Origin of the sequence: Pseudogemmobacter hezensis, from assembly GCF_013155295.1 — a bacterium.
Taxonomy (GTDB): Bacteria; Pseudomonadota; Alphaproteobacteria; order Rhodobacterales; family Rhodobacteraceae; genus Pseudogemmobacter; species Pseudogemmobacter hezensis.
On record NZ_JABJXT010000005.1, the window covers coordinates 121335 to 134480 of the forward strand.

The following is a 13146-nucleotide window of genomic DNA, read 5'->3' on the forward strand; positions in this document are numbered from 1 at the left end:
AATGAAAAGACGTGAATTTGTTGCGGGCCTTGCAGCAACACCGTTTCTGGCAGCAGGTCGGGTCGGGGCAGAGAGCCTGCGCGATCACCCGATCGGGCTGATCCTTGTCGGGGTCAGTTGGTGCCAGTTCTGCAAAGGCGCTGCCTCGGCGCTGCAGGCCGCCGCGGGTCCGGTGGATCTCCCCTTGCTGGTCGCCTCGCAGGACGGCCGGCCGATCGATCCGATCGCCGATTGCGTCGATGCCCGCGGCCATCCGCTCGCGCGGGAGATCCCGCAGGTACCGACCCTGCTTTTCGTCCATATCCCGAGCCAGGAGGTGATCGCCCGGATCGAGGGCTATCGCAATCCACGCGCCTATCTCGCCCGGGTGAAATCAACCCTCATCGCAGCTGCCGAGGCCGGCTATGCCTGAGCCCGAAGCATCGCCTTCATGCCGGTTCCGTTCAGCGGTCCTCTCGGAAGCAGGAAACTGGTCCGCAGGCGTGGGAATTGCGTGCCCACCGGCTTTACGCGCTGCCGCGGGCACCGGACGGCCCCGCTGCGCGAGCCGGAAAAAACTCGCATCGAGGGGGGCGATCTCACCATCAGGTCCGCTCCCTCCGGTCTTCATATTTCCGCTCCTCGCGTTGGGTTGCCCGCCTTGCGCCGATCAGGTGGATGTCGGGTCCATCGAAATGCCAGACGATTACCCACAGACCATGGCGCAAAGGCCCGATGGTCACATAGCTCGGTTCGGCGCTGTCACTGTGGGATTCGTCCAGAGTCAGAGCACTGCCCCAGGGAAAGGTGTCCAGCTCGGCCGCGATCATCTCAAGGCCGGACGCTTTGTCCGGCAAAGGCGTATCGCTGCGAGTGTTCGATCGTGGCAAGGGCATAGCGGGGATTTAGATCTGCCGCGCCAATGGTCCAAGCCGGATCCTCGCCACGCAAGGGCCATGCGTCGGAAGTCGCCGCATGTCGCCGATGCGTAGCGGCCCCCGTTTTTTCGTTCTGGTGGGGCTGCTGCAGCTGGCGGTTTCTATAACTGCGGGCCCGGCCCTGTCCCGGGATGGTATCCTTCCGGGCTATTGTCAGGACGGCATTCGAACTGGCTGGAACTTCTACTGCGACCCGCCCCCGGCCGTGGCAGAGGACGATGCCGCTCCATCTCCGGCGATCTCTGGCCCGCCCGCGCAAGAGGAGCCACCGAAGGCACCAAGCTATACCGAGCAGATCGAGACGTTCCGCAAAGAACTGGACGAGATCAAGTACCGCGCGGTGCTCGATCCGAGCCCCGAGAATCTGCAGGCCTATATGGAAGCCCAGCAGAACATGACCCGTATGGCCACGACCTTCACCGACCAGTGGCAGCGCGTCCTGTTCCAGACCCCGGCCCTCGACATCAACACCCGCTTTCCGATCAGCCAGATGGGCGGGGCGGTCTATCAGGACCAGATCCGGGTGGCCCGCGAGACCTCGCTGCGCGATGCCGCCGCAAATCTCGGCTTCATCGTGATCGTAGAGGATCCAGCCATGTGCGGTCTCTGTACTTCGCAACTCGAAGTGGTGGCCCGGATGCAGGCGAATTTCGGAATCGAGGTGATCATCGTCAGCGCCGACGGATCATTTCATCCCCTCTTCCCGAACGCCCAGGTCGATACCGGCCAGCTGCGTGCGCTCGGTCTTGCCGACAGCCCGCGACCGACCATCGCCCTGGTGGAACCCCGGACCGGCACCGTCGAGCCTATCGGCTCCGGGCTGCTGACCGAGGACGTTATTCTCGAACGTGTCCATGTCGTCACCCGGATCCCAGCCGGCGAGCGCTACTAGGAGGCCCCATGTCCAACAAACTCACCACGCTGATCGCCAGCGCCGCCGCTTCCCTCCTGCTCCTCTCCCCCTTCCAGGCCCCGGCCCAGAGTCTGGGTGATGATCTGAAGGGGTTTTGGGAGCGGACCGGCGGCGGCATCAATGTGACACGGCCGCAGGCCTATCAGGGGCAAATGGGCGGCTATGTCACTCTCGGTTCGCTCTATGTGCGCACCAAGCCGCGCAACGCGACCATGATGCAGATCCAGCTGCCGAGCGTGCGCGCGGGCTGCGGCGGCATCGACATCTTCGGCGGCTCCTTCAGCTTCATCTCGAAGGAAGAGATGATCTATCTGATGGAAGCGATCATGCAGAACGCCGCAAGCTTCGCGTTCGAACTGGCGCTGGAAAGCCTCTCGCCCGCTGTCGCCGAACAGGTCTCGAAACTCCGCGACCTCCTCCAGGAGGTGAACGCGATGAACATCAACAGCTGCGAGGCGGGGCAGCTTCTTGTCGGCTCGCTCTGGCCGAAGATGGACGGCGCGTCGCAGCACATCTGCCAGACGGTTGGCGGGATGAACGGCAAATTCGCCGACGCGGTCGCGCGCCGGCATGGCTGCGGAACCGGCGGCCAGCAAAATGAGACCCTGGGCGAAGCGACCGGAGAGCTGGCCGATCAGGTGCCGATCAATATCAACTACGCCTGGCGCGCGGTGAAGAAGAACGGTTTCCTGTCGTCGAACCCGACCATCGGCGAGTTGTTTATGTCGATGACCGGCACGATCATCACCACCGGCGCCGCCAACGACAACGAAGGCCCGCGGCACCGCACCGTCGCGCCGCGTGCCTTCAGCCCTGAGATGCTGCTGGCCCTGGTCGATGGCGGAACCGTCCCCATCCTGAAATGCGACGATTTCGACCTCTGTCTCAACCCGGTCTGGACCGATATCACGCTCTCGCATGACGATGCCTATTTCGCTCTGGTCGAGGACGTCGTCAGGGGCATGTCGGATGCGATCCGCGACGATACGGCGCTGACGGAGGAGATGATCGGCATCATCGGTCTGACCTCGGCCCCGGTCTATGAGACGCTGAAGACCGCCCGGGCCTACAAGTATCAGTTCGTTGACGACGAAATCGCGCTTCTGTCCGAGCTCGTGGCGGTCGAACTGGCCATGCTCTACATGAACGAAACCCTGAGCGAGATGAGCCGTGCCGCCTCGAACGTCGACACCTTTGGCGACATCATTCGCGAGTTTCAGGAAACGATCCGGCAGACGCAGAACGGCTTCGGCACTCTTCGTCGTCAGGCGGCCGAGAAATACAACGACGCGCTCTCCGCCATCGAAAAGCTCCAGTTGCACAAGGCGCTCCTGACCGCCGGAAGCTCGACCAAATTCGCCTCGATGATGGGGCAGGGGGGCTGACGTGCAGTGGGAGATCTATACCACCGGCGGCGCCTATTACCTGTGGGACGTCTTCAACATGCTTGCGGCCTATACCAGCAGCGGCAATTTCAGGAACCTGATGTCGATCGGGGTCATCATCGGGGTCGGCTGGATGTGCGTCCAGCTGGCCTGGGGCGGCAGCCTCGGCGGCGCCATGAAGTATCTGCTGACCATGGTCGTGGTGATGCTCTTCGCGCTCGGGCCGCGCTCCAGCGTGGTCATCATCGATAAGACCAGCGGAACGATTCCAATCTACGGCATCGTCGACAATGTGCCGACCTCCATCGCCATGCTCGGGCACTATACTTCGGCGGTCAGCTATTTCGTCACCGGGCAGATGGAGACGCTGATGTCCACGCCCACCGACCTGACCTATCAGCAGAATGGCATCCTTTTCGGATCGACTCTGCTGGCACAGGCTGCGAACTGGCGCGCGGTTAGTCCGAAGATCCACGAGAACCTCGTGAACTTCATGCAGCAATGCGCCATCGACGCCTCAAACCTCGGCCACATGGACCTCGAAATGCTCGCCACCAATGGCGAGATGGAGAGCTTCATCACCGCGAACATGCCGGCGTCGCTCGCCTACTATGACGTGGTGACCGGCGAGACCCGGACCTGTTCGGCGGGCTGGGCCGATGTGCGCAATTCGGTCACCGCAGAGGTGAATGCGGTGCTTCGGCAGAAGGCGGCCGGGATTTTCCAGGGAGTGAATGCGACGGGCCCGGCCAATGTCGCGCGCCTGCAGGGCACGCTCGCGGATTTCCAGGGGCTGCTGGCGATGTCTTCAGCCTCGGCAGTCTCGACGATCAAACAGGCCATGTATGTCAACGCGATGGACGATGGCATGATGCGCTTCATCGCCACCAGCGGCAATTCGGCGGCGATGGACATTTACCAGATCGCCCGGGCGGATATCCAGACCCGCTCCAGCTATGCCGCCATCGGCGCCAACGCCGCGAAATGGGTGCCGCTCCTGAAGATCACCTTCGAGGTGCTCTACTTTGCCGCCTTTCCACTGGCAGTCTTCCTGATGATGACGCCGCTCGCGACCACCGTATTCAAGGGCTATTGCGGCGGCTTCGTCTGGATCGCGGCCTGGGAGCCGCTCTCTGCGATCCTGCATTCCGTGGTCATCAAGGCCTCGACCGGCTTCTATCGCTCGGCCGGCGCCGTGACGAGCGACGGCTCGGTCAACGATGTAGTCCTCTCCTGGGCGAACCATTTCGGGATACGCGCCGTGGAACAGGATGTCGGCACGGTCGCGGGTTATCTGATGATGTCGGTGCCCTTCCTCGCCACCGCCATCATGTTCGGGGCGAACCGCATGGTCGGAATGGCGACCTCGATGCTCAACGTCAGCCAGGGGGCAGCGATCGAGACCGGACGCGAGGCAGCGACGGGGCAGATCAGCCTCGGCAATATGTCGATGAACAATTACGCGGCCAACAAGATGAACATGTCTTCAGTGATGGATACCGGGCGCGAAACTTTCACGGCGCCGAATGGGGCCTTGCTGACCCGCAACTACGACGGCAGTCACTCTTGGGCAGGTGGCACCGCCGTCTCCAGCGGCGGTATGACAGCCCAAGCCAGCGAAGCCGTACGTTCCGAAATCTCGCGCCGCGCCGAAGAGTCCCGGGTTGCTGCCAGCAGCGCCGCGACAGAGCTGTCGGATTTCATCGCCAGCAGCGCCAGCGACCTTACGGCCTACGGCCGCAGCGTCACGAATGGCACTATGGGATCGTCTACTGGCAGCAGCGACATTACCGATCAGAGCAGTCGCGGTGTTCGGGAGTCGTTCACGAGGGTGGAAGATTTTGCGCGGCGTCATGGCATTTCGACAGAGCTTGCGATGCAAGCTGCACTCTCTGGTGCTCTTGGCGTTGAAGGCAAGCTCGGTGGTCCAATTGGCGGGAAGGCGTCGCTCAGCGGTCAAGGCCATCTTGGTGGAGCGAGCCGGGAAGAGTTTACGGAACTCGCAAGGTGGGCAAATGAGGAGGGTCTCAGCGCGGACGCTCAGCACATCTTCGCCAACCGTCACTCTCTTGCGCGATCGGAAACCAGCGGAACACAAACCTCCGCAAGCGAGGACAAGCGCTTCTCGCTCGAGGAAGGACAACGTCTCGCCGAGACTTACATCACCCGGCTCGATGAAGCGTCGACCTATGCCAGTGCCGAAAGCCGAATGGAATCCGCAGGTGTTTCGATGGATGCGAACCTCAACCAACTGGTTGGGCGCGAACTGGTGCGGCGCGGTATGTCGCCGCTGGATGTGGGTACGGTTTTCAACCCGCAGACACCCGAGGAAGTCGGAAAAAGCTCTGCAATCATCGACAGCGTGGTCGAGCGGGTTGTGGACGATATGATCGGTTCCGGCCCGGCGGATCCAACGGCGGGCTATACCAATGCGACGGATCGGGAGGCGTTCAGAGTGCCCCCCTCGAGTGAGGCGGTCTTCTCCGATGGCGCGGGTGGTACCACTGTCGTTTCGCTGGAAGGCGAGCGCGAAAAGGCGGATGAGAGGATTGACTACCATCAGGAGCATATCGCCGGTGAAGGCCGGGATATGTATGCGGGCTTCGAGGAAGCCTGGGAGAAAGGTGTCGTCGCGAACGCAGACGCGGAGCTTGGCCACCGTGGCGATATGGACCAGACCATTGGTGGGGCGATGGCCCGCAGGGTCTTCGGCTGGATGGATGTCGATGAGACGGAAGGAGAGGCGCTGATGCGCGCGCATCCCGAAGCCTGGACCTCCGCTGGCGCCGCCTATGATTACTACGCCGCGAATCCGGAAAAGTATCGCGAGGTAACTGGTCGCCCTTTCGTTGAGGGGCAGGAGATCCCCATCTCTCCCGAAATGGCGGGCGGCTCCGCGCGTGAATTGCCGACGCCCAGGGTCACGATGCGCCCAGCTTCAGGAGTTACACCTCCCCCGGAAGCGGATGTAACGCAAGTGCTGCCTGGAAAAAGCATCAGCCCGGAGGAGCGCGATGTGGTGATCCGAACGGTTCTCGGCGAGGCAGCTGGCGAGAGCAATGCAGGTATGGCGGCCGTGGCGATGGTGATACGGAACAGAGCGGACGATACCCGCTATCCGGATTCCGTCGGCGAGGTCAGCTTGCAGCCGCGGCAATTCTCAGCCTGGAACGAGGATGGCAGCGGGAATGATCTCGTGACCAAATACGGACCCGGAAGCCCGCAGTATGAAAGGGCTGCTTATATCGTCGATGTGGTGATGGCAGGCCTGGTTCCGGACTTCACGGAGGGTGCGACCCACTATTATTCGCCGGCCGGGATGCGCGCGCTTGTGGATCAGGGCTATCAGAAGAACCTGATCCCGACTTGGCTCGAGCGTGAAACTGCGTCACGCGACACGTTGCCTGTTCAGGTGGGTGGTCACGTGTTCACCGGGCGGGCCAGGTCGGAAGACTAGAAAGAACTGGCCCGAACAGGCGCTTGGTCTGTTCAGTCCCACTTCATCATACGATGGCGCATTTCGTATTCCGGGGTGCCCGGGATCATTTCATTTTCAGCCCACGTATCCCGCATCGGTTCGAGTAAAGGCGAGCCATAGCGCGAAAGCGATTTCCCAGATGCTGGTCGCGTAGCGACAAAGGCTGCAAAGGCCAGAAACCCGCCGATCACCAGGAACGCCGGATTAACGACGCTGCCAGCAATCAGGAACGGAACCGCCATGCCGCCAAGGATCCGCGCGACCATCTTCCTTTGCTTGTCGACAACCTCATCGCCGGTCGGCGCAGCTTCTCTGCCCGTTGAAACCCGCGTCACGCCGGGAAGAGCAGGAGTTTTCAGGGCTTTGTGGGACATGAGCAGATCCTCGGATGCGGATCGGTTCTGGCAGGAGGTGGGCTTGAACGATGACAATTAGAACTTTCTGAGAACATAGCATGGGTCGGTCAGTGTAGAAAGGGCAGAAGCATTATCCCAAAGGCTATCCGCGAACAGGCTGGATTTCCGCCTGGAACCGGCCTGAATTCACCATGGTTGCCGATGGTATCCTGCGCGAGTTGTGCTTTCTCAAACAAACCGACAACCCGGTATTCGCCACGACTATCTCCCGGGCTTTCAAATCTGCCTGTCTGTCCTAGGTGAGGGCAGCCAGAGTATAGGGCGGTGTTGTCCGATAAACGTATACATATTTCGGACATTATGGTTGTTTCATATCCGAAATCATGCTACATATTTCGGACATGACAGGACCAGTATCAGATCTGAAGGCCGACGTTCTGGCGCGGATTGACGCAGGGGCTTCCAGCGCCGTCTGGACGCCTCGGGATTTTCTCGACCTCGGGGCGCGGGATGCGGTGGATAAAACGCTGCAACGCCTGACCAGTACAGGAGCCTTGCGGCGGATCGATCGCGGCCTCTATGACAAGCCGTCCTTCAACACGCTGACGCAGAAAGAAAATCCCCCCGACCCGCGCAGCGTGATCGATGCCATCTCCCGGCGTAATCGGATCCGTGTGCTGGTGGATGGCATGACAGCTGCGAATGATCTCGGGTTCACCAATGCCGTGCCCGCTAAGGTGGTCGTACATGCAGATACGCGGCTGAAATCGATCTCGCTCGGCCAGATGGAAATCGTCTTCAAGCCGACCGCCGCGAGCAAGCTCCATTGGGCCGGTCGCCCGGCCATGCGTGTCGTTCAGGCACTTCACTGGCTGCGCGATACTTTGGGGAAGGACGACAGTGACGAACTTGTCGCCCGACGTCTGGGCATGATCCTTCGTGACCCGAAGGACGGTCTGGCACTGCGGCAGGATCTGTCCGAGGGTCTGGCGTCGCTTCCCGCCTGGATGCAGAATCTGCTGCGACCAATGCTGAAGGAACAGGCCGCCTCATGATGAATCCCGCATACGACCAGATTCTCGCCGTCGATGCGGAGACGAGGGCGGGTCTCTTCACGACCACGGCGCAGCGTCTTGGGACCACGCCGCAAAATGTCGAGAAGGACTTCTGGGTCTGCTGGACACTGGACGCGCTGTTCAACGGTCTGAAAGACAGGCCCCGCCTGCTGTTCAAGGGAGGCACATCCCTTTCCAAGGGCTTCGGGCTGATCAGGCGCTTCTCCGAAGATATCGACGTTACGGTGTTTCGGGACGATCTCGGAGTGGCGGCGTCGATTGAGGAGTTGCAAGCCCTCAGCGGCAAGAAGCGGGGGGCGGCGCTCGATGCGATCAGGGCTGCCTGCGAGACGTGGATCAACAGGCCGTGCCTGATCGGATTGTCTGAAATCGTTGATGAGATCGCGAACAGAAACAGGCTGAGTCCGGAGCGGTTCCGGATCGAGCCCGACCCTCACGACAGTCAGGCGCTCTATCTGCACTATCCATCGGCAACGCCCGCAGACGCCTATATTGCCAAGGCGGTCAAAATTGAATCCGGCGCGAAATCAGCCCTTGATCCCAATTCGGAGCGGGTGATCCGGCCCTATCTTGAAGCCGATGTGCCCGGCATCGACCTTGGCGTTCCCGGCGTCACGACAGTCGATGCGGAGAGGACGTTCTGGGACAAGATCGTCATTCTTCACGGGCTTCGGCGCTGGTTTGATAACCGGGGTGAACTCAAAGGTGACGGCCAGCGCGTCTCGCGGCACTATTACGATGTCTGCCAACTGCTAACATCGGATGCAGGAAAGAGCGCATTGAAAGACCGCAGACTGGCCGAAGATTGCGTCGCTCATGCCAGAATGTTCTTCAACCGCCCGGCCTTCGACCTGGCGACAGCTGCACCGCCAACATTTTCTATCCGTCCCGAGGGACAGATGCTGGATGATCTCCGGCGCGATTATCGCTCGATGGCAGGCATGATCTTTGGTGAATCTCCTGCATTTGAAGCGGTCATGGAAAGTATTTCCGAGCTCGAAGTGGCGCTTAACGCCGTGGGAAAGGAAACCGGAGTAGGGAGCAAACGAGGTGATGCCTGAGAAAGCGTTGTGAACCCCGGGGAAATGCTGCGGGTATCAGATCGCTGCATGGACCGAATGTCGGTACCTCAGACTGCGCGCACGCGCATTACGCCGTTGCAATCCACGGCAAACCTTTCACTCCCAAGTGGCATTGCACGGCTGCGCGGGAAGCGGATACCGGCATTGCGACTGAGAGCAGCATTACGGTGCCCACCTTACGATTGACGGGGTTCACGCTCTTCATTTCGCCGCAAACCTGAATTTGTATTACATAAGTACTATTATACGACTCTGATCTGTAGGCTTTAGCCGCGCAGGCCGGTCGCCTTCAGCCAAGCATCAACCTGACCGAAAGCGTCCCTCTGCCACTGATCCGCGTCACGCTCTCCGAGGATTTGGCTGCCCTCAACAAACCGCCGGACGCAGGTCGGCCCGAACCCTTCGATGCTGTCGAACTTCGCAGCGATAAAGCTGTATCCGGCCACGGCGCTGTCATGGGCGAGAAGCGGTCGGCAGGCAGCAGCGAGCGCCGGGATGCCGTCGGGATAGTTCCGGATGCAGTAGTAGATGTCATAGGCATCCTTTTGCTTCAGCCGATTCTGAAGCGCATGCCCCTTCATCGCCAGCAGCGCCGGGACAGAGCAGACCGCCAGTTCCACCCTGTTGCGCCCGCCGTTCGGCATCGTGCCGTCTATCGCCACCAGTTGGTGGAACCGCAGCGCCAGATCGGCACCATCCGCGCGCTGCACCGCGAAATCCGCGATGATCGGCGGGCTGTTCTTCACGATCTCCGCATCGCGCGGCATCAGGAAATCGACCACGATATCGATCGGCGGGCCGCCATCCCCGGCCGAAACCGTCCGCACCAGCTGGAAGCGCCGAAAACCATCGCGCTGATCGTAGCCCTGTCTCATCAGTGCGTCGACCAGCAGCGCATATTCGCCGTCAGCCAGCGCCTCGGCGTCGAGACTCAGATCGACGTCGAGCGTTCCGACATGCCGCATCTCCTCATTGTCCAGAAGCAGCCAAGGCACCGCACCGCCGATGATCGCGAACCGGCCCCGGAAGCTGCCGAGGATCTGGCCGATCTCGATCAGGACGCTCTTCGCCGCCTGAGTCGTCCGGTCCTCGTATTCATTGGCCGATTGCGGATCCTGTTCGGGCTTCACCATCCGAGCAGTTCCTGCCGCAGATGCGCCGCAGCCTCTCGACCGCGCTCACCGCTGGCGGTGAGGTCGAGCCAGGTCTGCACCGCACTGGTGCAGCGAATACCCTCCGCCGGACTGATGGCATCCCGGAACAGCCCGTTATCCGCAAGGACCGTAATCACCACATTCTCTCCTTTGCTCGTTGGCTCGAGCATCAGTTCCGCCGACGCATGGTCCAATCCACCCGGGTCGCAATAGAGGAACTGGCTGGCATTGCGCCCGTAGGGTGCGAGCCATGCCGCAGCCGAAAACGAAGCGAGGATCACGTTGCCTTCGTCGCCGGCCGCCGTCTGAATAGCGCACCGCACCGCCTCTTGCAGCGCCGCGCCATGGAGCGAGGTATAGAACCGTAGCCGTTTGCCTTCGTGGGCTTCATAAGCTTCGGCCCAGGCATCCAGCAACCCGCCGGGGTCGGGGATCACCAAGCCATCATCGACAACGCGCCCCCAGTCCCGGTCGATGAGGCCCCTGCGGACATTGCTCACATGGCCGAGGCTGACACCAGCAGCGTCAGCCAGATCCGCGACCCGCCAGGGGTACTTCGGATCGCGCAACAGGACCCGGAGCACCTGGGCCGATCTGGGTCGGAACAGGGATTTCATATCGCGGCGTTCCGCAGACGGCGCGCCCTCGACCTCCCGCTCGAGATAGATCTGCCCGAAGGCCAGCCGCGCATTGCCATGCAAGTCGAGATAGCCGACGTCATCCTCGACGCAGAGCCGCCGGGCTTCGGGCGAGAGATAGGGCGCGATGAGGATCGGCACCCAATCCTGATTGCGCGACCGCCGGAGTCCGTGCATCTGATGCAGTGCTGCCCGCACATTGCGCGGCTGGCCGTTCGCGATCACTTCTCCGACCAGCGTCCAGTACTCGCCACCAATGGAGGCCTCGATCACAAGATCCAGCCGCCGATCACCATAAGCCTGCTCCAGTGCCTGATGCGTGATCCTGACGCCCGGTACGCGATCGAGCATCTCCGGCAGGCGATCAAGCGCCTGTTCAGCCACAGATTTCACTGATTCGGTCATTTTCAGCATGTGCTGAAATTACGCGAGGACCCAACACTCAGCAACAAGTTTCACTGATTTTGAAGCTTTCAACACATGCTGAAATCATACCAATACATGAAATAGCGACCAGGAAGTGCTGAATGGTGCATGACGACGGGGCTGGGTGCGCTTCGCCCGCCTGACGGTCTTGCGACAAAAATCAGGACCGCTCAATGCGCTCTCGGGTCGGCCGGTGAAGGCACCCAAGATGCACCATCACAATAACGCAGTGCCGTTCAATCTGTCGCGGAGATGCTTTCCGACCCTGAAGAAGGGCACATTCTTCCCCCTGATCTCCACAGTTTCCCCGGTACGGGGATTGCGGCCGACACGGGCGTCACGCGCTCTGGCAGAAAACACCCCGAAGCCACGCAATTCCACACGGTTGCCAGCAGAAAGCGCGTCGGAAATACACCGGAAAACCGTCTGAACGGCGGCTTCCGCCTGTCTTGCGGTAAGCTCACGGTGTTCTTCCAGGATCTTCAGGATCAATTCGGATCGGATCATTGGCAGGCTTTCGTTCGTGTTTCAGCCGCGGCGCAGGAAGGCACGTCTGTTTCGCCTTGGCAATGGTCAGCGCTCCACTGCCGGCCGACAATCAGTAGCCGAGCCAGCGCAGAACATCACCGGCATCGTATGTTGCATGATCACCGCAATCACCGAGAAACTCTTCCCTGCTTGCCGGATCATGAAGACCGTGCCGTGCCAGTTCCTCGAACGCGCGCTCACGGCTGATCAGGATTCCTTCCGCACTTCCGGAATAGCTGGCAGGTTCCTGACCTGCATCAGCACCCATGGGATCATGGCTCTTTCGCACCCGGTCGGCGGAACGCCTCCCGCAGGCGGTCTGCAGCCATCATGCCCGGAACCAGTTCGTCGCGGAACACGAAGGCCGGCGTTCCATTGATTGACAGGCTCTGGGCGAGACGCTTGTTCGCCGTGATGATCCCGCCAATATCAGCGGCCCCTCCCCGCTCGACCAGCGCCTCGAAATCATAGCCGGCAGCGCCGGTCAGCATGCGCAGCAGAGCATCATTCAGCGCACCCTTCTGCGCCAGCAGTGCATTGTGGAACCCGATATAGGCCGCATCTCCATGTTCGGCGCGAACCGCGAGCGCGAGGCGCGCCGCCTGTTCCGATGCTGGCCCCAGGATCGGGAACTCCTTGAGCACCAATGCGATATCGTCACGCCCTTCGAGGGCTGCGGTAAGCTCCGCCAAAGCCGCGCGACAATAGCCACAGGCATAGTCGAAGAACTCGACCACCACGACCGGCCCTTCGGGGTTTCCCTTGCGTGCGTCCGTGCTGTCGAACAGGGCGGGCGCGTGTTTTTCGATAAGGTCAAGCTGGGCCTTCGACTCTTTCACCGTCTCCTCTCGCTCCAGGATGGTGAACACCTCCAGCACGATGCCGGGGTTGTCGAGCAGCCAGGCCCGGGCGCTCGCGGCGAAGTCCTCGGTATAGGCAGGCGTTTCTGCTCGAACTGGCGACGCGAGCTGCAGGATCAGCGCCGCCACGGGAATGCCGTACCGGGCCCTGCCCGCTCTCCTGATGGCTGATCCGGTCAAAACTCTGCCATTGCCCCACAAGCTTCCCATGGTTTCGCCCTTCCTGTTCTGCGTTTCGCTTTTTGACGTTTAGCACCATTGTTTGCTGTTTGATACTATTTGTTTGCGTCGTATATCTAACGTCATGCGCTTGGCGCGAATTCAGAACATGGG

13 protein-coding genes are annotated in these 13146 nt (G+C 61.1%); 6 read left to right on the forward strand and 7 right to left on the reverse strand.

Features of this window, described 5'->3' with window-relative positions; genetic code table 11:
• The first annotated feature begins 1 nt into the window (after nt 1).
• Nucleotides 2–412, forward strand: a complete 411-nt coding sequence (locus tag HOY34_RS07450; RefSeq protein ID WP_172361422.1) for a conjugal transfer protein TraF — start codon at nt 2–4, stop codon at nt 410–412.
• Between the two features lie 172 nt (nt 413–584).
• Here the strand turns inward: HOY34_RS07450 and HOY34_RS07455 are convergent, their stop codons facing one another.
• A complete protein-coding gene (locus tag HOY34_RS07455; protein ID WP_172361424.1) occupies nt 585–875 on the reverse strand; it encodes a BrnT family toxin in 291 nt (96 codons plus the stop codon).
• A 79-nt stretch (nt 876–954) separates the two neighbouring features.
• Here HOY34_RS07455 and HOY34_RS07460 point away from each other — a divergent pair, with 79 nt between their 5' ends.
• From HOY34_RS07460 to HOY34_RS22390, 3 genes are read left to right on the forward strand one after another with little or no spacing between them, the layout of a single operon-like run.
• The gene (locus HOY34_RS07460; protein ID WP_253944298.1) at nt 955–1809 is read left to right on the forward strand and encodes a conjugal transfer protein TraF; all 855 of its coding nucleotides are present in this window, start codon (nt 955–957) and stop codon (nt 1807–1809) included.
• A gap of 8 nt (nt 1810–1817) precedes the next feature.
• On the forward strand, nt 1818–3215 hold the full coding sequence (locus HOY34_RS07465) for a conjugal transfer protein TraH (RefSeq protein WP_172361426.1): 1398 nt from the start codon (nt 1818–1820) through the stop codon (nt 3213–3215).
• 1 nt (nt 3216) lies between these two features.
• Nucleotides 3217–6672, forward strand: coding sequence for a conjugal transfer protein TraG N-terminal domain-containing protein (locus HOY34_RS22390; protein ID WP_172361428.1), 3456 nt, complete (start codon nt 3217–3219; stop codon nt 6670–6672).
• A gap of 32 nt (nt 6673–6704) precedes the next feature.
• Here HOY34_RS22390 and HOY34_RS07475 read toward each other — a convergent pair whose 3' ends face one another.
• Nucleotides 6705–7067: a hypothetical protein gene (locus HOY34_RS07475; protein ID WP_172361430.1), complete on the reverse strand. Its 363-nt coding sequence runs from the start codon at nt 7065–7067 to the stop codon at nt 6705–6707.
• A gap of 383 nt (nt 7068–7450) precedes the next feature.
• Between HOY34_RS07475 and HOY34_RS07480 the strand changes: the two genes are divergently transcribed.
• Nucleotides 7451–8104, forward strand: coding sequence for a DUF6088 family protein (locus HOY34_RS07480; protein ID WP_172361432.1), 654 nt, complete (start codon nt 7451–7453; stop codon nt 8102–8104).
• Nucleotides 8101–9186 carry a nucleotidyl transferase AbiEii/AbiGii toxin family protein gene (locus HOY34_RS07485; protein WP_366926928.1) on the forward strand — a complete coding sequence of 362 codons (1086 nt, stop codon included), beginning with the start codon at nt 8101–8103 and terminating at the stop codon, nt 9184–9186. The genes HOY34_RS07480 and HOY34_RS07485 overlap by 4 nt, the downstream gene beginning before the upstream one ends.
• A gap of 287 nt (nt 9187–9473) precedes the next feature.
• Here HOY34_RS07485 and HOY34_RS07490 read toward each other — a convergent pair whose 3' ends face one another.
• From HOY34_RS07490 to HOY34_RS07510, 5 genes are all read right to left on the reverse strand, one after another.
• Nucleotides 9474–10340, reverse strand: a complete 867-nt coding sequence (locus tag HOY34_RS07490) for a nucleotidyl transferase AbiEii/AbiGii toxin family protein (RefSeq protein WP_172361434.1) — start codon at nt 10338–10340, stop codon at nt 9474–9476.
• Entirely contained in the window at nt 10334–11404 is a 1071-nt protein-coding gene (locus HOY34_RS07495; protein ID WP_216654675.1) for a type IV toxin-antitoxin system AbiEi family antitoxin, read from the reverse strand. The genes HOY34_RS07490 and HOY34_RS07495 overlap by 7 nt, the downstream gene beginning before the upstream one ends.
• Before the next feature lie 237 nt (nt 11405–11641).
• Nucleotides 11642–11932, reverse strand: a complete 291-nt coding sequence (ihfB, locus tag HOY34_RS07500) for an integration host factor subunit beta (RefSeq protein ID WP_172361438.1) — start codon at nt 11930–11932, stop codon at nt 11642–11644.
• Between the two features lie 91 nt (nt 11933–12023).
• On the reverse strand, nt 12024–12221 hold the full coding sequence (locus tag HOY34_RS07505) for a hypothetical protein (RefSeq protein WP_172361440.1): 198 nt from the start codon (nt 12219–12221) through the stop codon (nt 12024–12026).
• 4 nt (nt 12222–12225) lie between these two features.
• The gene (locus tag HOY34_RS07510) at nt 12226–12942 is read right to left on the reverse strand and encodes a DsbA family protein (protein WP_366926929.1); all 717 of its coding nucleotides are present in this window, start codon (nt 12940–12942) and stop codon (nt 12226–12228) included.
• Nucleotides 12943–13146: the final 204 nt, after the last annotated feature.

What these genes read in the sequence shown, in the direction of transcription:
- HOY34_RS07485 (WP_366926928.1), top strand. Translation starts at nt 8,101, where the DNA reads ATGATGAATCCCGCATACGACCAGATTCTCGCCGTCGATGCGGAGACG.
- HOY34_RS07465 (WP_172361426.1), top strand. Translation starts at nt 1,818, where the DNA reads ATGTCCAACAAACTCACCACGCTGATCGCCAGCGCCGCCGCTTCCCTC.
- HOY34_RS07460 (WP_253944298.1), top strand. Translation starts at nt 955, where the DNA reads ATGTCGCCGATGCGTAGCGGCCCCCGTTTTTTCGTTCTGGTGGGGCTG.
- HOY34_RS07455 (WP_172361424.1), bottom strand. Translation starts at nt 875, where the DNA reads ATGCCCTTGCCACGATCGAACACTCGCAGCGATACGCCTTTGCCGGAC.
- ihfB (WP_172361438.1), bottom strand. Translation starts at nt 11,932, where the DNA reads ATGATCCGATCCGAATTGATCCTGAAGATCCTGGAAGAACACCGTGAG.
- HOY34_RS07495 (WP_216654675.1), bottom strand. Translation starts at nt 11,404, where the DNA reads ATGACCGAATCAGTGAAATCTGTGGCTGAACAGGCGCTTGATCGCCTG.
- HOY34_RS07475 (WP_172361430.1), bottom strand. Translation starts at nt 7,067, where the DNA reads ATGTCCCACAAAGCCCTGAAAACTCCTGCTCTTCCCGGCGTGACGCGG.
- HOY34_RS07450 (WP_172361422.1), top strand. Translation starts at nt 2, where the DNA reads ATGAAAAGACGTGAATTTGTTGCGGGCCTTGCAGCAACACCGTTTCTG.
- HOY34_RS07490 (WP_172361434.1), bottom strand. Translation starts at nt 10,340, where the DNA reads ATGGTGAAGCCCGAACAGGATCCGCAATCGGCCAATGAATACGAGGAC.
- HOY34_RS07505 (WP_172361440.1), bottom strand. Translation starts at nt 12,221, where the DNA reads ATGGGTGCTGATGCAGGTCAGGAACCTGCCAGCTATTCCGGAAGTGCG.
- HOY34_RS07480 (WP_172361432.1), top strand. Translation starts at nt 7,451, where the DNA reads ATGACAGGACCAGTATCAGATCTGAAGGCCGACGTTCTGGCGCGGATT.